Origin of the sequence: Psychrobacter sp. M13, from assembly GCF_030718935.1 — a bacterium.
Lineage (GTDB): Bacteria > Pseudomonadota > Gammaproteobacteria > Pseudomonadales > Moraxellaceae > Psychrobacter > Psychrobacter immobilis_G.
This window is the reverse complement of the sequence record NZ_CP132194.1, coordinates 3,157,063-3,177,391: the sequence shown is the minus strand read 5'-3', so window position 1 is coordinate 3,177,391 and position 20,329 is coordinate 3,157,063. Positions and strand designations below refer to the sequence as shown.

Annotated in this window: 17 protein-coding genes; 16 read left to right on the top strand and 1 reads right to left on the bottom strand. The window is 41.6% G+C overall.

Annotation, left to right across the window (positions count from 1 at the left end; all coding sequences use genetic code 11):
* Positions 1 to 607: 607 nt before the first annotated feature.
* The 8 genes from rpmH (at position 608) to Q9G97_RS13380 (ending at position 7,896) form a co-directional block, all read left to right on the top strand.
* Positions 608 to 742 (top strand): 50S ribosomal protein L34, encoded by a 135-nt coding sequence (gene rpmH / locus Q9G97_RS13415; protein WP_007394757.1) that lies wholly within the window; start codon positions 608 to 610, stop codon positions 740 to 742.
* 123 nt (positions 743 to 865) lie between these two features.
* Positions 866 to 1,237: a ribonuclease P protein component gene (gene rnpA, locus Q9G97_RS13410; protein ID WP_305899213.1), complete on the top strand. Its 372-nt coding sequence runs from the start codon at positions 866 to 868 to the stop codon at positions 1,235 to 1,237.
* A 1-nt stretch (position 1,238) separates the two neighbouring features.
* Complete coding sequence (gene yidD / locus Q9G97_RS13405; RefSeq protein WP_305899212.1) at positions 1,239 to 1,661, top strand: membrane protein insertion efficiency factor YidD; 423 nt, start codon at positions 1,239 to 1,241, stop codon at positions 1,659 to 1,661.
* Between the two features lie 294 nt (positions 1,662 to 1,955).
* Positions 1,956 to 3,644 carry a membrane protein insertase YidC gene (gene yidC / locus Q9G97_RS13400; protein ID WP_305899211.1) on the top strand — a complete coding sequence of 563 codons (1,689 nt, stop codon included), beginning with the start codon at positions 1,956 to 1,958 and terminating at the stop codon, positions 3,642 to 3,644.
* 156 nt (positions 3,645 to 3,800) lie between these two features.
* A complete protein-coding gene (gene mnmE, locus Q9G97_RS13395; protein ID WP_305899210.1) occupies positions 3,801 to 5,246 on the top strand; it encodes a tRNA uridine-5-carboxymethylaminomethyl(34) synthesis GTPase MnmE in 1,446 nt (481 codons plus the stop codon).
* A 36-nt stretch (positions 5,247 to 5,282) separates the two neighbouring features.
* Positions 5,283 to 5,750 carry a transcriptional regulator NrdR gene (gene nrdR, locus Q9G97_RS13390; RefSeq protein ID WP_201570711.1) on the top strand — a complete coding sequence of 156 codons (468 nt, stop codon included), beginning with the start codon at positions 5,283 to 5,285 and terminating at the stop codon, positions 5,748 to 5,750.
* 46 nt (positions 5,751 to 5,796) lie between these two features.
* Positions 5,797 to 6,852: a bifunctional diaminohydroxyphosphoribosylaminopyrimidine deaminase/5-amino-6-(5-phosphoribosylamino)uracil reductase RibD gene (gene ribD, locus Q9G97_RS13385; protein ID WP_305899209.1), complete on the top strand. Its 1,056-nt coding sequence runs from the start codon at positions 5,797 to 5,799 to the stop codon at positions 6,850 to 6,852.
* A gap of 369 nt (positions 6,853 to 7,221) precedes the next feature.
* Entirely contained in the window at positions 7,222 to 7,896 is a 675-nt protein-coding gene (locus Q9G97_RS13380; RefSeq protein ID WP_305899208.1) for a riboflavin synthase, read from the top strand.
* A gap of 59 nt (positions 7,897 to 7,955) precedes the next feature.
* On the opposite strand, the gene Q9G97_RS13375 is transcribed toward Q9G97_RS13380, so the two are convergent.
* Positions 7,956 to 10,796 carry a response regulator gene (locus Q9G97_RS13375; protein WP_305899207.1) on the bottom strand — a complete coding sequence of 947 codons (2,841 nt, stop codon included), beginning with the start codon at positions 10,794 to 10,796 and terminating at the stop codon, positions 7,956 to 7,958.
* Positions 10,797 to 11,136: 340 nt separating this feature from the next.
* On the opposite strand from Q9G97_RS13375, the gene fmt reads away from it, so the two are divergent.
* The 8 genes from fmt (at position 11,137) to Q9G97_RS13335 (ending at position 20,263) form a co-directional block, all read left to right on the top strand.
* Positions 11,137 to 12,240, top strand: a complete 1,104-nt coding sequence (fmt, locus tag Q9G97_RS13370) for a methionyl-tRNA formyltransferase (RefSeq protein WP_305899206.1) — start codon at positions 11,137 to 11,139, stop codon at positions 12,238 to 12,240.
* A gap of 96 nt (positions 12,241 to 12,336) precedes the next feature.
* Positions 12,337 to 13,863, top strand: coding sequence for a transcription antitermination factor NusB (locus Q9G97_RS13365; protein ID WP_305899205.1), 1,527 nt, complete (start codon positions 12,337 to 12,339; stop codon positions 13,861 to 13,863).
* 9 nt (positions 13,864 to 13,872) lie between these two features.
* A complete protein-coding gene (locus Q9G97_RS13360; RefSeq protein WP_305899204.1) occupies positions 13,873 to 14,439 on the top strand; it encodes a hypothetical protein in 567 nt (188 codons plus the stop codon).
* 166 nt (positions 14,440 to 14,605) lie between these two features.
* Positions 14,606 to 16,027, top strand: a complete 1,422-nt coding sequence (gene thrC / locus Q9G97_RS13355; protein ID WP_305899203.1) for a threonine synthase — start codon at positions 14,606 to 14,608, stop codon at positions 16,025 to 16,027.
* A gap of 303 nt (positions 16,028 to 16,330) precedes the next feature.
* Positions 16,331 to 17,428, top strand: coding sequence for a LysM peptidoglycan-binding domain-containing protein (locus tag Q9G97_RS13350; protein ID WP_305899202.1), 1,098 nt, complete (start codon positions 16,331 to 16,333; stop codon positions 17,426 to 17,428).
* A gap of 98 nt (positions 17,429 to 17,526) precedes the next feature.
* Positions 17,527 to 18,819 (top strand): DNA-processing protein DprA, encoded by a 1,293-nt coding sequence (gene dprA / locus Q9G97_RS13345; protein ID WP_305899201.1) that lies wholly within the window; start codon positions 17,527 to 17,529, stop codon positions 18,817 to 18,819.
* Between the two features lie 69 nt (positions 18,820 to 18,888).
* A complete protein-coding gene (locus Q9G97_RS13340; protein ID WP_305899200.1) occupies positions 18,889 to 19,590 on the top strand; it encodes an L-threonylcarbamoyladenylate synthase in 702 nt (233 codons plus the stop codon).
* 154 nt (positions 19,591 to 19,744) lie between these two features.
* Entirely contained in the window at positions 19,745 to 20,263 is a 519-nt protein-coding gene (locus tag Q9G97_RS13335; RefSeq protein ID WP_305899199.1) for a GbsR/MarR family transcriptional regulator, read from the top strand.
* Positions 20,264 to 20,329 lie beyond the last annotated feature (66 nt).

Sequence of the window (20,329 nt, the reverse complement as noted above, 5' to 3'; positions counted from 1 at the left end):
GAAAAATACTGACCTTAATATTTAATTTTATTATTGATTATTATCGAATACTGCTATGAGATATCACTATTAGCTCATATCCTTAACTCTTTTCAATATAAATTTCTAAAATCTTATACTGAGAATTATTGCACACAACAATATCGAAAATTGCTGTCTGAGTAGGATGCTAATCTAACACAAACAACCTGTGGATAACATCCTGTTTTTTGGGGATAACTCTGTGGATAGTTTTGGGGATAACTAATATTGGTGAGTTACCCCCATTTCGTCCACAGGTTGCCCACAGAGTTATCCATAGTCTAGTCTTTTGATAAAAAAGGAGAATCTCCACTTATCCTCAGAAAATAGGGGTGCCAATAATAACAATACTAATATATATTAATCTTTAATTATTATAGGATTCGATAATTTCTGTGGATAACTTTTTAAAATAGTCAAATTATATATAAGATTCTGTGACAGGTTATTAAACTAATGAGAGTCTCTCTCTTACTAGGTTTTGGATTTTTAGTAAAACTATAAATTAGTTTATTGACCTATATTTCATCTGATGATATAATCCTGCATTATTGCGAATTTAGTCCATTATTTTGATAGGTGAGTTATGAAACGTACATTCCAACCAAGCGTGATTAAACGCAAACGTACTCACGGTTTCCGTGCTCGTATGGCAACAAAAAAAGGCCGTCAAGTATTAGCTCGTCGCCGTGCTAAAGGTCGTCATCGCCTTACTGTATAATTCTATTAATTATTTAGTATTGTGTAATGATTGGTCTATACTTAGCCGTAGCCCTATATTAAAAGCGCCCTTATTGGCGCTTTTTTTGTCGCTATGTTTTATGCTTCTATTTTGAGTTGTACTATGTCAAATCCTGTATCAGCTGTAACTACTGCGACATTCACAAAGGAGCAGCGTCTGCTCACGCCAACTGCGTTCAAAGAGGTATTTGATGCGCCTGAACGAAAACTACATCAGACTCATTTGATGGCGTTTGTGCGTAGTAATGACAGTGAAAAACCGCGTATAGGCATGGCGATAACGAAACGTAAAGTACCTACTGCCGTAAAACGAAATTTAATTAAACGTCAGATTCGTGAAAACTTTCGCTTGCAAAGCTATAGGTTAGAAAATAAAGATATTGTTTTTATAGTTAAAAAATCTATTGATGAATTAAACAGTAAAAATTTAATAATAGAGATAAATAATATTTTTAAAAAAATAGAAAAAAAATAGAATGTTAAAAACTACAAAAATAATAAATAGATATGTTTATCTATTTATTATTTCATTCATTAATTTTTATCAAAGAATAATAAGCCCATTATTACCTGCACGTTGTCGTTATTACCCAACCTGTTCAAGTTATGGTAAACAGGCGTTAGCATGGCATGGGGTTAGATCAGGTAGCTGGTTACTATTAAAACGCCTGTCTCGTTGCCAGCCATGGGGTGGACACGGGGTTGATTTTGTTCCCCTACCTTTAAATCATTATTACTATAAATTTGTTTCAACCATTGATGATATGAACAGTAGTGATATAAATATATCTCTGAAAATAGAACCATTGAAAAGCAGTAGGCTTAATAAAAGCACTTATAGCAGTGTTTACCGTGACGATAGCAGTTACGTGGCACGTCTGAACGACTTGATGCGCTAGTATCAAGGAGCATGTGGATAACTAACAAGAGTTATCCACAAGTTGATTATCTACATTTCAGCTTATCCACAATCTGCCCTTGTTTTAAATGTACCAATCATAGTTTACTGAGGTTATCCTCATTGAATTAGAGTTATCCACAACTTATCCACACTGTTGGTATCATTTAGGGTTTATTTTTAGTAAAATAATGCACATTTTATGCAAATAACTGCTGGTTCTGTGGATAACTTGTGGGTAACTCTGATCAATACCCTATTTTTATGCCCTAATTTTTTAATCTAGGAAAGGTTTATGCAAAAGATACTTCGGGTAATGATCATCATCGCGATGCTAATTACCGCTTATCTGCTGATTTTGGCATGGCGAGATGATTATTCTGATGCCACACCTGTAGAGGCTGTCCCTAATACGGCAACTTCGGTAGGGTCTGATATTCCATCGACAACTGGTGCGGCTGGTGATATTCCAGTGCAAACGCTGCCTACTGCTAACAACAACGCGGTAGCAACGCCAGCTACAGATACTGGTTTGATTACCGTGACAACCAACCGTTACGATATCAAGATCAATCCAGAAGGAGGGGATATCGTTTATGCAGCGCTTAAGCAATATAACGCGACGCTCGATAGCGATCAGCCTTTTGTGCTATTAGAAAATGATAGTAATCGTGTTTATGTTGCGCAGTCAGGATTGATTGGCGTTGATGGTATTGATACGGCTGATGGTCGAGCTAACTATAGTCATAGTGCTAACAGCTACACGATGACTGAAGGTCAGCAGACTTTAGCAGTACCACTTACTTATCAAAAAGATGGGGTGACGATCACTAAGACCTTTACCTTTACTCATGATAAGTACCCTATCGATGTCAGTTACCAGATTCAAAACCAGTCAGCAAATCCATGGCAAGGACAGTTATTTGCACAACTAAAACGTGATGCTAGTAAAGATCCTGGTATGTCTGATAAGGGTGCACTTAGCATGGCAACCTATCTAGGCGGTGCTTGGGGTACGCCAGATGATCCTTATAATAAGCTTAAGTTTAATGACTTTAGCGATGGTGAGCTGACTACAACGACTAGCGATAGTGGCTGGGTTGGTATTGTGCAGCATTATTTTGTGTCAGCATGGACACCTGAAAACTTTACAGGTAACTTCTTTAGTCGTGAAACCGCTGATGAGTACTTTATTGGTTTTAATAGTCAACCAATTAATATAGCCGCAAATAAACAGGCGACTTTGACCGCGACGCTATATGCAGGTCCTAAGGTACAGTCTGAGCTTAAAGACGTAGCAGTTGGTCTCAATCAAACCGTTGATTACGGTCTGCTCTGGCCTATCTCTAAGATATTATTTGCAATTCTAGATGGTATTCATAAAGTGATCGGCAACTGGGGTTGGTCTATCATCCTATTGACGATATTGGTTAAGATTGCGCTGATGTGGTTCTCTAATAAGAGCTACTATTCAATGGCAAAAATGCGTGCTATTGCTCCACGACTGGCTGCTCTTAAAGAAGAGCATGGCGATGATCGGATGAAGATGTCGCAAGCAATGATGGGGATTTATAAAGAAGAGAAAGTTAATCCTATGGCAGGTTGTCTGCCTATATTGATGCAGATGCCTATTTTCTTAGCGTTATATTGGGTGCTGGTCGAGAGTGTCGAGCTGCGTCATGCGCCTTGGATTCTATGGATTAACGATTTATCAGCCATGGATCCTTGGTTTATCTTGCCGCTATTGATGGGTGCTTCAATGTTTACCCAACAGCAGCTAAACCCGCAGCCTACTGATCCTATGCAAGCAAAAGTTATGAAGTTTTTGCCTATTATTTTCACCGCTTTTATGCTGTTCTTCCCAGCAGGTTTAGTACTGTATTGGACTGTGAACAACTTGTTCAGTATGACTCAACAGTACCTGATCAATAAAAAGGTTGAAACTGAGCAAAAGCATCGTACTGTTAAAGTTTTAGAGGGCTAGATGAGCTGATCGAAAATAAAAAACCATCGCAATCGCGATGGTTTTTTTATGTCTGAACTGAATCGAAGTGATGATTATCGTAGATCAATTTCAAGTTTGTTTTGTTAGTCTAAGCTTAGCCGTCTATAATGGTGGTTTTAGCTATTGAGAGCGGTTGTGAATTCTATTACTACGAAACCGACTGATTCATCGGTTTTATCTGTGTCTACTACGATTGCTGCCATAGCTACGCCACTTGGGCGTGGTGGTGTTGGTATTATCCGTCTGTCAGGATCAAAAGCTTATGCAATAGCTTGTTTGCTGACAGGTAAGACTGAATTTACCCCAAGACTCGCCAGTTTTTGTCGCTTTTATCAGGCTGATGGTACCGTAGTTGACGAGGGCTTAGTGCTTTATTTTAAAGCGCCGCATTCCTTTACAGGTGAGGATGTGATTGAGCTACAAGGCCATGGCGGTGTTATATTACAGAATCAGCTATTAGCGCGAGCGTTTGAGCTTGGCGCTAAGCAAGCAAGCGCTGGTGAGTTCTCTTATCGCGCTTTTGATAATGATAAAATAGATCTACTGCAAGCTGAAGCGATCGCTGATGCTATCGATGCTACCAGTGCTGCTGCGGCTAGTAGTGCTATTCGCTCGTTAAGTGGTGAATTCTCGCAAAAGATCAATCAGCTATTAGAACAACTCATTCATCTTCGACTACATGTCGAAGCGGCGATTGATTTCCCCGATGAAGAGGATGTAGACTTTTTATCAGATGGTGTTATACAAGGCAAGCTTGAGCAAGTGCAGGCACAAATACAGCAAGTATTAGCAACTGCAAAGCAAGGACAGTTACTGCGTGATGGTATCCATGTGGTGCTTGCAGGGCGCCCGAATGCGGGTAAGTCAAGTTTGCTCAATCGCTTAGCAGGTCAAGAGCGCGCTATTGTCACTGAGGTGGCAGGGACGACCCGCGATACGTTACAAGAGACGGTGGTATTAAATGGTTTGACCTTACATTTGACTGATACCGCAGGCTTACGTGATACCGAGGATACGGTTGAGCGTATCGGTATCGCACGTGCACATACTGCTATTACCCAAGCTGATATGCTACTGCTAGTCTATGATGTCACTCGTGATATAGCAGGCGATAGTACGCCACTGCAGTTAGCCGAGCAGCTATTTGGTAAGCTGCCTGAACCTGAGCGCTTACTAATTATCGCTAATAAAAGTGATTTAATCAGTCAAAGTAAGATGGAAACTACAGAACCATTAAGCTCTACGATTATTCATTATGCTAATAATAAAGATTATGAGCAAGTTAATGTTTCATGTGAAACAGGCGCAGGCATCGAGGACTTAACAGCGGCCTTGTGTGCTAAAGTAGGCTTTCATCCACCAGAAAACAGTCTTATTGCCCGTACTCGTCACTTAGATGCGTTAAGACGTACCACTGATTATCTGTTTGAGGCGCATGAGCAGCTCACAGTATTTCAGGCAGGAGAGCTGGTCGCAGAAAGCTTGCGTCAAGCTCAAATAAGCCTGGGCGAAATCACTGGTGAGTTTAGTGCCGATGACTTATTAGGTAAAATATTTGGCAGCTTTTGTATTGGTAAATAATTTTGATTAGTATAAAGCTAATATTAGGAATACAGTATGCACTGTCCTTATTGTAACGCTTCAGAGACTAAAGTTATTGATTCACGCTTAGCGGCAGAAGGTGCGCAAGTACGTCGCCGCAGATCCTGTAATGGTTGCCAAGAGCGCTTTACAACTTTTGAGATGGTAGAGGTAGTTATGCCTCGTATCATAAAGTCCAGTGGCAAAATTGAGCCCTATGATAATGAAAAACTACGCCGCTCTATTCTGTTGCCGCTACAAAAGCGACCGATCACTATCGATGAGCAGGAGGGTATGATCAGTCGTATTGAAAAACGTGTACGACAGATGGGCGAGCGTGAAATCAATAGCAAGGTGTTAGGAGAGATTATCATGAGTGAGCTCAAATCACTTGATGATGTGGCTTATGTACGTTTCGCTAGCGTCTATCGTGATTTTCAAGATATCGATGCTTTTCATCAAGAGATTGCCAATATTCGCCCTAATGATAAAAGCGACGGCTAATTTTTGCTAGTTGCACTGCTAAACCCCTATTAAATGTGACCTTCTTATGCCAACTATCACTCCTGATCAAAATGCTCAAGATAACTATTTTATGATGCTAGCCGTAGAGCAGGCACGGCTTGGTATGTATACGACACGGCCTAATCCAGCAGTCGGCTGTGTTATCGTACAAGCAGAGCAAATGGTGGGTCAGGGCTTTCATCCGCAAGCAGGATTGCCACACGCTGAAGTCTTTGCACTTAAAGACGCTGGAGATAGGGCAGCTGGCGCGACCGCTTACGTTACCTTGGAGCCATGCAGTCATACAGGGCGTACGCCGCCTTGTGCAGAAGCCTTAATAACGGCTGGTATCAAACGGGTGGTCATCGCAGGACTCGATCCTAATCCAAAAGTAGCAGGTCGCGGGGTAGCGTTATTACAGCAGGCTGGTATTACTGTGAGAGTGGGCGTGCTAGCTGAGCAAGCTGAAGCCTTAAATCAAGGTTTTTTGAAGGCGATGCGTACACAAATGCCTTATGTACGCTTAAAAATCGCCACTAGTCTTGATGGGCGTACGGCAATGGCATCAGGTGAGTCGAAGTGGATTACTGGTGCAGCGGCAAGAGAGGATGTGCAAAAGCTACGAGCAAAAAGTGCGGCTATTATCACAGGTAGTCAGACGGTTATTGCTGATAATCCTAAGCTAAATGTACGCTCAACCCACTTAGGCATAGACGTAGAAAAGGTTCCTCAGCCACTGGTTGTGATACTCGATAGAAGCGAGCGTTTGGCTTATGATACTAAGTCATCTTATAAACTCTGTCAGCAAGCCGATACCTTATATTGGCGCGATGATGATCTATCGATGTTGCTAAAACGTTTGGTCAGTGAGCATCAGTGCTATGATGTTTTAGTTGAGGCAGGGGCTAGTGTCGCAGGTAGCTTTATAAGCCAGCAGTTAGTTGATGAACTTATTGTCTATCAAGCACCTTGTCTGTTGGGGTCGCAAGCGCAAGCTATGATTAACTTCAATCCTTTGACGTTAGCTCAGCAGCTGCGGTTTAAGTATCATAACGTTGAACATATGGAATCAGACATTAAGATTACTCTGACAGCACTCTAAGCCACTGGGTTAGTCAAATCGTTCATTGCCAAATAAATGTTTAAAATTGAAATATAACTAGATATTGATAAGTGTTTGATAGTTTCACATGAAACTGTGTATAACTTTGTTTCATGTGAAACTAAACTTGTAAATATATTTTTATTTAAATCTCGAAAACGTTATAGCGCAAAGGGTCTACTACATATGTAGCTATATTTTATTTTTTTCACAAAAGCATACTTGCTGTGGATAAGTTTGGAAAACCAACCTTTTTATTATGAAGTTATACAAATAGCTTATACTTATCCACAACTTATACCATTGAAAATTTCTGCAAGAATAGGTATTTTAATTAGAAATATAAATAAGATAACAAAGTGAGGTTCTATGTTTACTGGCATTATCGAAAGCGTTGGCAAAGTGAAAGCCATGCAACCTACTGGTGGGGATATTCGTCTGATTATAGAGTCGGATGAGCTGGATTTCTCTGATGTCTCTTTAGGGGACTCTATTGCCTCTAATGGCATATGCCTAACGGTAGTAGAGCTAGGTGATAATTATTATGCAGTCGATGTGTCACGTGAAACCATCGCACGTACCGCACTACAAGATCTAAAAATAGGTCACAAAGTAAACTTAGAAAAAGCGATGCTACCGACTACTCGGTTCGGTGGTCATATCGTTTCAGGTCATGTTGATGGGGTAGGCGTGGTCAGTAAGCTACAACAAGACGCTCGCTCTATCTATATAGAGATTGAAGTACCGCATGAGCTGGCACATTATACGGCGACTAAAGGCTCTATTACCCTTGATGGTATTAGTCTGACGACAAATTTAGTCCGCGATAACATCGTCTGTCTTAATATCATTCCACATACAGCAAAGATGACCAACATCTCACAGCATTGGCTGGTTGGCGATAAGGTTAATGTTGAGGTGGATCTAGTTGCTCGTTACTTGGAGCGGTTATTGACTAAAGCGCAAACAGGTACTATGAATGCCTCTGATTCTAAGAGCAATATTACCGAAGACTTTTTGGCTGATAATGGCTTTATGAAGTAATTGATTTAGCGACTTTTGAAGAGGGTAGTCTGAGAGCTCAGGAAAGCCTATAAGGGTGATTAATCAACAATAAAGCGTTTTAGTGCTGCCTCAAGTTGTTCTTTATTGACAGGCTTTGGCAAAAAGTCATCCATTCCTGAGGCATAACAAGACTCCTCATCTTCTTTTGAAGTATTAGCTGTCAGCGCTACGATAGGTATAGAGTCACCTTGTGCTCGAATAGCTTGCGTAGCTTGTAGGCCATCCATCACAGGCATTCGGCAGTCCATCAAGATAAGTGAGATTTGCGCTCTTGCCGCGGCCAACTGCTCTAGAGCTTGCTGGCCGTCTTCAGCTACGATAGTTCGATATCCTAAGCGATCTAATAGTTTACAAGCTACTCTTTGGTTGATCATATTATCTTCAACAACAAGAATAAGAGGTGCTGTCAGTTTATCTGACTTTGAGGTATCAGTACTATTTGCCGTAAGAGGAGTAGAAGTTGACAAGGCTATTTTCTCATGAAAGTTTTTGCGTTTATTATCGGTAATACTGTTCGATATATAAGCGGGCTGGGTTAAAAACTTAGGCTGGGTTAAGCGCAGCAGCTCAGATAACAGTAGTGTAACATCTAAAGGTTTATTCAAAAACCCGTCAAACTGCTGCAAATAATCTAATGAAATATCACGTTCAGGCTTCATACTTAGCAATATTTTAGGTAATGGCAAAGTAAGTAGACGATTCAAATCGCGATAAGGTGTTGTATTTTTGCCATTTTGAACATTATGCCTATCAGTATCAGTATCAGTCTTATAACTATGATGCTCTTCACTTTCTAACAACAGTATAGGAGCGAAGACTGCTCTTTTATCGGCTATATATTTGGCAAGCTCGGCGCTACTTGGCGCATCACTGATAGTATAGATACTAGCACTAATTGAGAGATGCTGGCAAAGCCGCTGTAAATAATTTAAGCAGATATCATGTTTGACCAGCGCAATAAGATAGATAGGCGTCTGGCTAGGGTGAAAATCATAGGCTGGCTGATAGATCGGTGCTAGGCAAGGTAAGTATAAAGAGAACACGTTTTCTGAGCTATTATTACTGTCGAGCTGAACAAAGCCGCCAAGTAGTTTTGCAAAACTATTAGATATCGTCAGTCCTAATTGTTTGTCATCGAACTTATGACTCGTTTTAATATTATCCTGATCAAAGTAGGAGAACAGCTTTTTTTGTTCAGCTTCAGTGATACTATTACCAGTGTCTTTAACACTGAAGCGTATCCAATGTTGATGAGTGGTAATCTCAGCTTTATCACCATTGACATCAGCAGCTTTATTAAAATAAATACTCAAAGGTTCAAGCCTTTTGCTGCTAACTGATACAACCGCCTCATCAACCAAAGAAAACTTGTCCTCACTAAAATGACTACTGAGCAAAGCCTTATTTGCATTAGGACTCTGCCGCCCAAATACTGGCTCTATCACTAAAGATACGTAACCTGATTGAGTGAGTTTTATAGCATTATTCATAAAGTTGAGCAGTATTTGCTGTAGTCGCTCAACATCTGTGCTAATAAACCGAGGACACTCAGGCATGAATAAGTACAGCAGTTCGATATCTTTTTGACGAGCATGATTCACTATCGACTCGCTAATTTGCAATCCTATCTTAAAGATATCTGTCTGTTCATTCACTATTTGTACTTTGCCTGCTGCTACCTTGGTCACATTTAACATGTCATTTAGCATAGCCAACATAGACTGGCTAGACTGCTTGAGAGTACTCAGGATCTTTTGCTGCTCGTTAGACACAGTAGAGGGTATGACAAGCTCAAGCGTATTAATAATAGATCTTAGCGGAGTGCGCAACTCATGACCTACAATAGATCTCAGGTGAGCAAACTCTTTTAGCTGTATTTGTAATTGCTGATTTTGTGAGCGCATATCATCAGCTTGCTTGATAAAAGTGCTAACTGGGCTTAGTAATGCTGTAAAGCCATGGACTTGCTCATGCTCATGCTCACCGAACCATGGAGTGATATGCAAATGATAGGCGAGTTTATTTTCGACACCATAAACGAGTAAGGTACGTGTCACACGCTGTGTGGATATTTTCTGCAATAGCTGCTGAGTGGCTTCGTTATTGCTTTGCACAAAATCTGATAAGCTATAATTGTTATCTTTTTGAAAAGTAGTCGCAAAGACTTGCTCAAAACGCTGATTAAAAAAACTAACCTGACCTTGGCTCATGATCATCAACATAGGTAGCGGCGCTTGATCCACGAGACGCTCTAAGCGATGACTTAAGGTTTTTATACGACGATAGTTGCTATGTAATTGGTAGCTGACACGACCTAAAGCATAACCTAGACGTATAAATTCAGGAGTAGAGTCTTTTTTAATGAAAGGAGAGAGAGTATGAGCCTCTTTAGCATTAGTCGGCATGTCTTCGATATAGCCTAGCAACTGTAGCCAGTTTAATCGGCGCTTAAACATATATAAAACGACTGTAGAAAATAAAGCGATAGCAATCAGTATGGGTAACCAATACTGATAAGACAGCCACTGTATATCCAAAGGCTCGTGGCGTAATACTACGTAAAGTTGGTGACCGCCTACCAGCTTGATCGCGCCCGTTAAGGTATTATCGGTCAGCTGATAATTGTTATTAGCATCTGAGGTGCTAAGGGACGGAAAAATAACGGTAGTAAACTTTTTTTCTTGAGGCCCAGTGTAGCGATGGATGTAACTTTTCCCAGAAGGCAACTTTAAAATGATCTGATAGCTCATATCTTGGAAAATTGGCTTTTTTAAGATAGCTACGATTTCGGTGTCCGTTAGTGTAGTATGTTGCGTCACCTCATAATGCAGGGCATCAAATACGGTTTGACTATGATGCTGGCTATCATTTTTTAACATTGAAAATATCATGACATAATATAGAGCTAGCATAATCAGCAAGCTTAAGGCATAAAATATAAGTAAGCGTGTTAACGACTTAAATTGGCGCATATCACTTGATCCCATATTTGTATGCAGTAGTTAAAATACCAATGACCCTATATTACTAGCAGCTAGCAACGAGCTACTATAAATTGAATAGTAAGTTTTAGTATATTAGCATGGACGACTGCTTTGAGTGCAGCATATCCATCATCATGAACTATGAATCATGAGTAATAGCACATCGCTACAAACTCACCTATAATGCATTAAGTGTTTATTCTCAACACGCCCTATATCTACTATGACTACTATTATGACTGCTACTAAGACTACTTTTACAAATCCTACTGACGATCTATTAGCTGAGCCGTTAGCTACTGACAATAAACTACAGCCACTAAGAGTAGTATTTGCAGGGACGCCTGAATTTGCGGCTATTAGCCTTAGCGCTTTGATTGCTCAGCAAGACGCGCTAAATATAGAGATAGTAGCGGTCTATACGCAGCCAGATCGTAAGGCGGGACGCGGGCAAAAGCTATCAGTATCTGCGGTCAAGCAAGTGGCGCTTGAGTATGATATTCCTGTCGAACAACCTGCTACCTTCAAAAAGTCAGTGACCGAAGGTCTTGCGGCTAGAGAAGTCTTGCGCACTTATCAGCCTGATGTGATGATCGTGGCCGCTTATGGGCTTATTCTGCCCATTGGCGTGTTAAGTATACCGGAGCTTGGCTGTCTTAATATTCATGGTTCATTATTACCGCGTTGGCGCGGGGCGGCGCCTATTCATCGAGCGCTACTCGCTGGTGATAGTGAGACGGGCATTACTATTATGCAGATGGATAAGGGCTTAGACACAGGTGATATGCTCTTTAAGACTAGCTGTGCTATCGAGACTACTGATAGCGCGGCAAGCTTACATGATAAACTGGCAGAGCTTGGCGCTAGCGCTATTGCTACTGTACTAAAAGATATCTCAAGCTATCAAGCACAGGCGCAAGTCCAAGATGAAGCCCAAGCTAATTATGCCCAAAAGCTAATCAAGTCTGAAGGCGAAATCGACTGGTCGAAGTCTGCAACTCATATTGAAAGACAAATTCGCGGCTTGAATCCATGGCCAGGCGCTTATACTTTTTTAAACGGTCAGCGAGTTAAAGTTTTAGCCAGTTTACCCGTGAATCATACTCAACCAACGGATAAACCAGCGGGTACGATTATCAGCGTCGGTCGTAAAGCAATTTTAGTCGCTTGCGGTGCAGATGAATTGGTCAACTCTACTAACAGTGACAAACCAAGCAGTACACTCGCTATCACAAATTTGCAATTTGCAGGTGGCAAACCTGTTAGCGCAGAGCAAATTTGTCATGGTAATCAGCTCGATGATGGTGACCAATTTAGCGCTGAACTTGGCACTGACTGAATGTAACACTGATAATCATAAATAATTCAAAGTACAGATCAATCAACTCAATAAGTCTATGTAAATGCCCTAATACGGCACAGGAAATTAAGTCATATGAGACAACCCGCAACCGCTAGAAACAATAAGAACAAACCATCCAGTAATCTAAAAATGATCGGCAGCGTACGGGTGCGGGTGATTCGCTGTTTGCTAGCTATTCAAAATGGGCAGTCTTTATCTAATGTCCTCGACCCGTTACTTAATAGCTTACATGAAGGTGATAAAGGCTTTGCCCATGCCTTGCTGCTAACTACTTTACGTCAGTGGTACGCGCTTGAGCGTCTGCTTGATAGCTTAGCGGATAATCCTATCGACGAGATAGAAGTACGCACGACCATCCAAGTTGGCTTGACGCAACTGCTGTATCTAGAAGTGGCTGACCATGCGGCGATTCATGAGACCGTAGAGTCGGTCAAAGAGATTGAGTTCGCTCATGCCAGTGGCTTAGTCAATGCTATCTTGCGTAAAGTCGCCAAAAATCCTAGCAAATTCCGTAAAAAGTGCGATAAAAAACATAGCCTGCCCAATTGGCTCGCCTATCAGCTAAAGCATGACTGGTCTGGTGATTATGATGATCTCATGCAAGGCCTGCGACAGCCTGCGCCGATGTTTTTGCGAGTCAATACTACAATCAATTCTGTAGAGAGTTATCAGCAGATATTGGTAGATGCAGATATTAGTGCTGATTTGGTTGAGATAAACACTAGCTTAAAGTTGTCTAGCGAAGCTTCTGAGGCGGCTACTGTAACTATACCAGTATTACGTTTAGAGCAAACCACAGCGGTCAGTGGCTTACCGTCATTCGCTGAAGGTGTCGTTAGTATTCAGGATATGTATGCTCAGTTGGCAGCGCCTTTGATCAATCAAGCGCTTATCAGTAAGATTAGTAGTGATAACAACACCGATGACTTACAGATATTAGATGCTTGCGCCGCCCCTGGTGGTAAGCTTGCCCATTGGATAGAGTTATTAAATTCCGATAAGCAAGAGTCGTTGTTTCATGTGAAACAGTCTGATACTGAACAAACCGATGAGCAAAAGCACACGCTTAAGCTAACGGCTATCGATAACGAAGCGCCGCGTATTACTCGTATTCATGAGAACCTTGAGCGTTTAAATCTTAAAAATACCGACAACGTGCAGCTTGAGATTGTTTGTGCGGATGCTACGCGCTGGCAAGGACAGAATAAAGCCAAAGACAATAATGCACCCGTATTTGACGCAATATTGTTAGACGCGCCTTGTACGGCGACTGGGGTTATTCGTCGCCATCCTGATATTAGTATCTTGCGTAGTGAAGAAGATGTCGAGCAAACCGCACGTTTGCAAAGCGAGATATTAGATAATCTATGGCCACAACTCAAAGTGGGTGGTTATCTGCTCTATATTACGTGTTCAATATTAAAACAAGAAAACGTCGAGCAGATGCAGGAGTTTGTTAATCATCATACTGACGCTAGCGTTATCGAACTTACCGAAGAGTGTAATTGGGGTATTGAGCAAGATATCGGTCGTCAGTGTTTGCCTATAGACGAGTTAAAAGGTGATGGCTTTTATTATGCGTTGCTCAAAAAGCAGTAGGATAATTAGATGAATAAGCTTTCAGTTATAACCGTGCAGAATAAATGGCGTCCTGAAATTTTTTATTCTACGTTTGCTATTGATTATATAGCTATTAATGAATGGCTTGCTCAATATACTGACAATCATAGTAAACCTTATAATGAGGTTAGTGATAGCAGCTTATCCATCGCTTTAGATTTATATGATCATGCAGAGACGGAAGCTGTCTGGCAATACTTGGGTTTGCCAGAGAATAGATCAGTTACCTATGTTCCTATTCTAACCTGCCCTGATGACGTGGATTTGGATTGCACTGTTAGAGTTGTCGAACAGCGCTACGACAAAAAATTTGTCTATTGGGAAAGATTTGGTGTTTTAATTGATGACATAGAAAAACAAAATGCTGAAGCAGTCGAATGGTTTATAGGTATTCCTAAAGTGATTTTTGACAGAGACAATTTTATACAGGTTTTTAAACAACTCAATTCAGAAATTAGTAAAGAGTATTATGATAGAGGTGAGGAGATAAACATACCTTTCCCTGCAAAACCAATAAAAGAAGAGTGGGAAAAGATTGTAGACAGCTGGTTTTAAGTTGCATAGGTTGCCTTGTGATTTGGTTAGTTAACATTACGTAGGCTGGGTTTTTAACCCAGCATCTTGATTTAGCAAAGTTATTAGCTGGGCTGAAAGCATTAGCCTACGACCAATACAAATTTCACAATCTCATATTTAAAAACGATCAAAGACAGGACAAAACATGAAATATATCAGTACCCGTGGTCAGACCGAGCCGATGGATTTTAGTGATGTGTTATTAATGGGGCTAGCTCCTGATGGTGGCTTGATGCTGCCTGAGCACTATCCAAATGTTAATGAGGCTACTTTAGAAGAGTGGCGCTCGCTGAGTTATCCAGATTTAGCATTAGCCATTATGCAACGCTTTGCCACTGATATTCCTTATGCAGATCTAAAAGATATTATCGAGCGTACTTATACTGCTGAAGTATTCGGTGATGCTGAGATCGTTCCTGTGCGTAAGCTTGAAGATGACTTGTATATTTTAGGCTTATCCAATGGCCCAACGCTCGCCTTTAAAGATGTCGCCATGCAATTCTTGGGTAATGCTTTTGAGTATGTGCTTAAGCGTCAAGACGCGCGTATTACTATCATTGGCGCGACTAGCGGCGATACGGGTAGTGCGGCCGAATATGCGCTACGGGGTAAAGATAACATCGAAGTCTTTATGCTCTCGCCGCATGGCAAAATGAGCGAGTTTCAGCGCGCGCAGATGTATAGCTTGACCGATGCTAATATCCATAATATCGCCATCGACGGCATGTTTGATGATTGCCAAGATATCGTCAAAGCGCTGCAACAAGATGCTGAGTTTAAAGCCGCTTATAACTTAGGTACAGTCAACTCTATTAACTGGGGACGGATACTGGCACAGATTGTTTATTACTTTAAGGCTTACTTTGCGGTAACTGATAGCAATAATGAGCAAGTTAGCTTTAGCGTACCATCTGGTAACTTCGGCAATATTTGCGCAGGTCACATTGCTCGTGAGATGGGCTTGCCTATCGGACGCTTGATTGTGGCCACCAATGAGAATGACGTACTTAATGATTTTTTTAATCAAGGTGCCTATCAGCCACGCGCTACGGACAAAACTTATGTCACTTCAAGCCCTTCAATGGACATCTCTAAAGCGTCTAACTTTGAACGCTTTGTCTATTTATTACTCGATAAAGATAGCGCTCGTGTACATGAGTTATTTGAAGGGGTGAAGTCAGGGCAGGGCTTTGATTTAGCAGAGCTAATGGAAGCGGTCAATTCACGCTATGGTTTTGCCGCTGGCAAATCAACTCACGCTGACCGTTTGCAAACCATTGAAGCGTTATATGAGCAACATGGTGAGCTGGTCGATCCGCATACGGCTGATGGTATTAAAGTCGCTAAAGAATTGCAGCAAGCAGGAGAGGTTATCATCTGCGCTGAAACCGCTCTGCCTGTTAAGTTTGCAGAGACGATCGTCGAGGCTATCGGCCCTATAGATATTGCTCGTCCTAAGCATACCGAAGGCTTAGAGGACTTAGAGCAGCATGTGGTTATCTTAGACAATAAAGCCGAATTAGTCGCTGAGCAAATTCGTCAAAAAGTTATGGCTAATCCAGCTTAACACTAGCTATATAGAACATTGATGCTACCTTGTTAATAGTATTTATAGACTTAGAAGCTCAGCGATATGAAAATTTTGTTTCATGTGAAACACTATGAGTATTCTGTATAAAAGTGTTCATATCTATAAGCCATAAGTTTTCTATAAAAAATCGCTAATATTATGCTATGGTACAGTTAGCTTACAGTAGTGTTAAGCTTAGTAAATTACTATTAAACGTAAGCCAGAATTTAAATTTTAATAGAGCCATTATCATAGCGTCTATTGTTTAAACGCTATACCTTAACTCTTATGGATATAATAATGAAAATAAGCTTTAACGGTTTAGCGAAAGCGCTATTGATGACCACCTTTAGTGGTGCGCTATTAATGGGCAACGCGCATGCCAATAATCCAGCGCCTACTATCAAAGCCGATGCTCCCAATCGATATATCGTCAAAAAAGGCGATACTTTATGGGATATCTCAGGTCGCTATCTGGACAGTCCATGGCGCTGGAAAGAGATTTGGGCAACTAATAAGCAAATAAAAAACCCTAATCTTATTTATCCTAATGACGTGCTTATTTTATGTATTATCAAAGGTAAAACCTTGATCGGTGTTGATACCGGTGAGGGCTGTGCTGGGATTGAAAAACAAATGAGCGGTGTGGCAGTGAGTAGTGCAGTCACTGTGACCTCAGTTGCCAACAGCATTCCTGCTATTCCACTCTCTGCTATTAAGCAATGGCTCGACAAAACCGTAATCGTCAATCCACAAGACTTTAACAGCACACCTTATGTATTGGCCTCAAAAAACCGTAATTTAATCACTGCTAGCGGTGATAAGATTTATGCCAAAGGAATACCGCTTATTGTCGGTCAGACCTATGGGGTTTATCGTGAGGGTGAGTTATATACTGATCCAAAAACCCTAAGAGTCATCGGCTTAGAGGTGACCCAAGTAGCGACAGGATTGGTGACGAGTTCCACGACAGAGGGCGTCTCTAGTATTCAGCTGACAGCCAGCTATGGCAAAGAAGTCCGTGAAGGGGATCGAGTATTCGTCGAGCTTAATAATAACATCGCGCCAGTATTCTATCCTGAACCTGCAACAGTCACGCGCGGTGGTATGATTATCCGAGTCATGGACTCTATTAGCTCAGCGGCTCGTGGTAGCGTGGTTGCCATTAATTTAGGGAGCACACAAGGCGCAAAACCTGGCGATGTATTAACCGTCTATCAAAAAGGGCCACTAGTACGCGATACTATCGATAACGACACCCCAGTACGCTTGCCAAGCGAGCCTAGCGGTATGGTCATGGTATTCAACACTTTTGCCGATATTAGCTATGCTTATGTTCTAAGCTCGGAGCTGCCATTAGGGGTAGGGGATCAATTGCTACCACCGCCGTATCTGTAGTGATTAAGGATAGTTGCAGTCGTTATGCAATGAATTAAAAGTCTGAGTAACTAAAGATAATAGTAACTAAAAGTCAGGTTAACTAAGAGCTAAGAATTATGACGGCATCTAAGCCCACCTTGTCAGCAGATCAGCGCGCAACAGTAGCGCTGTGGTATGAGGTGAATGCGTCATTAAAGGCTTTTCATAAGCTAATTAGTTATTTTGGCGGCGCACAGCAAGCATGGTCTGCGACGCTAAGCGCTTGGCGAGAGTTAGGTATTCACCAGACCCATCTGGCACGTCATGAAGAGCCTGAACAAACTATCGCTAGTATTGATAAGATTGTAATAGCGCTAGATAGTGGTAAGTATCAGATACTCTTCGCCGATCAGCCAGCATATCCTACTCAGTTATTACAGATCTACGATCCGCCGCCACTGCTATTCTGTCGCGGCAATAGTGCGCGCCTGCAACAAGCACAGATAGCTATGGTCGGTAGTCGTAAGCCGACCCCTCATGCACAAAAGACTACTTTTGATATGGCGCAGTATCTAGCTCAAGTCGGCTACGTGATTACTAGTGGCTTGGCAGTAGGAGTAGATAAATGCGCGCATCTAGGGGCGCTGACACAAGCTCATGTCGAGCATCAAGGGCGAACTATCGGTGTGATGGGCACAGGTATTGACGTCTGCTATCCTACTCATCATGAGCAGCTATTCACCCAAATCATAGAGCAAGGCGGCTGTCTCGTTAGTGAGCTACTCCCGCACACTCTTCCGCATAAGCATACTTTTCCGCGGCGCAACCGCTTAGTTGCAGGTCTCAGTCTAGCCACTATTGTCACCGAGGCGACTATAAAAAGCGGCTCGCTGATCACAGCAAGATTGACCTCCGAGCAAGGCAAGCAAGTCTTTGCTATTCCCAGTCATATCGATAATAATAATGCGACAGGCTGTCTGCATCTGATTCGCGAAGGCGCAACATTGATCTATCATCCTGAGCAAGTGCTCGATGATGTCGATGCGCAGCTCACTATCCCAGCAGGGTACTCTAGGTCAGACCACTCTAAGGCAGATAGTGCTAAGCGACCAGTAGGCTTCTCTTCTCAATCTAAAAATTCTGAGTCTGTCAGCAAGCAGAGCACTCAGGTCCAGCCAGATAGTAGTACTGATGTTAGTAGCGATAAAAGTAATAATAACAATACCAGTATCAGTACCGCTATAAAAATGAAAGTGACCATTCCTGAGCATTTGACTGACGTTTATGAGCAGCTAGATTGGCATGGGCAGGATTTAGACGCGCTACTTGTTACCACTAAATTAAGTACCGCTCAGCTCATCGCTCAGCTCATGGAGCTAGAGTTATTAGGGGTTATCAACGAGCAAGGCGGTCGCTACTTACGCCTATAAAAGCTTAAAGTTAGTCTTTATTATCCTATAAAGTCATCTATCACTCTCTATTTTCCCGTATTGATTCTTATGAAACCATCTGATCCTCTATCAAACCCAAATATTACGACCGATATCAGCCAAGCTGCTAGATGGCTAAAAGCGGGTAAGCTGCTTTGTTACCCGACTGAAAGCGTTTGGGGTATAGGCTGCGATCCGTTCAATGAGACGGCAGTAGCGCAGCTTTTAGCGATTAAACAGCGCCCAGTGGATAAGGGTATGATCGTAATCACTGATAATATAAAGCGGATTGCGCCATTATTAGCATCCTTAAATGCTAAACAGCGTCAAAGCGTAACGGATAGTTGGCAGCCTCTTTTAAATCATTATCCTATTAATCAACAAGCTGTAAGCTCACAAGTACAGCAGGCACAAACTTGGCTACTGCCGTTACCTGAATCGCTTGAGGTGACTATTCCATCTTGGATTACAGGTATTCATAATAGCGTTGCGGTGCGATTGATCGCTCATCCCATGATCCAGCAGCTCTGCGCGCAGATGGTCACGCCGAATAACCCTTATGGCTTTGTCGTATCGACCAGTTGTAACCCCGCAGGCAAGCCGCCAGCTTCAGGGTTAGCGCAAGCACAAGCTTATTTTGCAAATCTAGATATAGATACAGATAAAAATGATAACTATGCTAATAATGTACGTTATCTAACAGGTGAAACTTTAAATTATCAGCGACCTAGTCAGATTAATGATGCACTGACGGGACAAGTTATACGCTGACTCAAACTATAGTTGTGGAATCATCTGAATAACATATTTTCACTGTTGACAGAAATAATAGAAAGGTGCATGATGGTTTTAAGCTGTTTATATATAACCTATAAATAAAAACCTTTTGAGTACTTAGATTAATCAATAAAGAGCAAGTACTACTATGAAACTTAACCCAGTTACCGAAAAGTTCGTTTTACATTGGGGCGAGATGGGCTCGAAGTGGGGCGTCAATCGTACGATGTCACAGATTCATGCCTTGTTATACATTATCGGTAAGCCGTTAGATGCTGAAGAAATCACTGAAACGCTTGGCGTGGCTCGCTCAAATGTGTCTACTAGTATTAAAGAGCTGCAAAATTGGGGACTGGTACAAAAGGTCTCGGTATTAGGCGATCGGCGTGATCATTTCACCACTAATACTGATGTCTGGGAGCTGGCACGTATCGTAGTAGTTGAGCGTCAAAAGCGTGAACTTGATCCGACGGTACATTTCCTACAAGAGCTAATGGACAGTCCTGAGTTTGAATTTGAGAATAGCGAAGTCAAGACACGCATTAAAGATACTCAGGAGTTTGTAGCCACCGTCACTACTTGGTCGTCAGAGATGTTGAGACTGCCGACAAGTGCGCTAAAAAAGGTATTGAAACTAGGCGCTAGTGTAAAGAAGTTTTTGGGATAGGATGTATTAAAAAATAAAAATTTAGCTGCTCATTTCAGTTTTGACAGAAATTATTATAAAAATACC

Coding starts and splice junctions, on each gene's coding strand:
- rpmH (WP_007394757.1), top strand. CDS start 608: ATGAAACGTACATTCCAACCAAGCGTGATTAAACGCAAACGTACTCAC.
- rnpA (WP_305899213.1), top strand. CDS start 866: ATGTCAAATCCTGTATCAGCTGTAACTACTGCGACATTCACAAAGGAG.
- yidD (WP_305899212.1), top strand. CDS start 1,239: ATGTTAAAAACTACAAAAATAATAAATAGATATGTTTATCTATTTATT.
- yidC (WP_305899211.1), top strand. CDS start 1,956: ATGCAAAAGATACTTCGGGTAATGATCATCATCGCGATGCTAATTACC.
- nrdR (WP_201570711.1), top strand. CDS start 5,283: ATGCACTGTCCTTATTGTAACGCTTCAGAGACTAAAGTTATTGATTCA.
- ribD (WP_305899209.1), top strand. CDS start 5,797: ATGCCAACTATCACTCCTGATCAAAATGCTCAAGATAACTATTTTATG.
- Q9G97_RS13380 (WP_305899208.1), top strand. CDS start 7,222: ATGTTTACTGGCATTATCGAAAGCGTTGGCAAAGTGAAAGCCATGCAA.
- Q9G97_RS13375 (WP_305899207.1), bottom strand. CDS start 10,796: ATGTTAAAAAATGATAGCCAGCATCATAGTCAAACCGTATTTGATGCC.
- fmt (WP_305899206.1), top strand. CDS start 11,137: ATGACTGCTACTAAGACTACTTTTACAAATCCTACTGACGATCTATTA.
- Q9G97_RS13365 (WP_305899205.1), top strand. CDS start 12,337: ATGAGACAACCCGCAACCGCTAGAAACAATAAGAACAAACCATCCAGT.
- Q9G97_RS13360 (WP_305899204.1), top strand. CDS start 13,873: ATGAATAAGCTTTCAGTTATAACCGTGCAGAATAAATGGCGTCCTGAA.
- thrC (WP_305899203.1), top strand. CDS start 14,606: ATGAAATATATCAGTACCCGTGGTCAGACCGAGCCGATGGATTTTAGT.
- Q9G97_RS13350 (WP_305899202.1), top strand. CDS start 16,331: ATGAAAATAAGCTTTAACGGTTTAGCGAAAGCGCTATTGATGACCACC.
- dprA (WP_305899201.1), top strand. CDS start 17,527: ATGACGGCATCTAAGCCCACCTTGTCAGCAGATCAGCGCGCAACAGTA.
- Q9G97_RS13340 (WP_305899200.1), top strand. CDS start 18,889: ATGAAACCATCTGATCCTCTATCAAACCCAAATATTACGACCGATATC.
- Q9G97_RS13335 (WP_305899199.1), top strand. CDS start 19,745: ATGAAACTTAACCCAGTTACCGAAAAGTTCGTTTTACATTGGGGCGAG.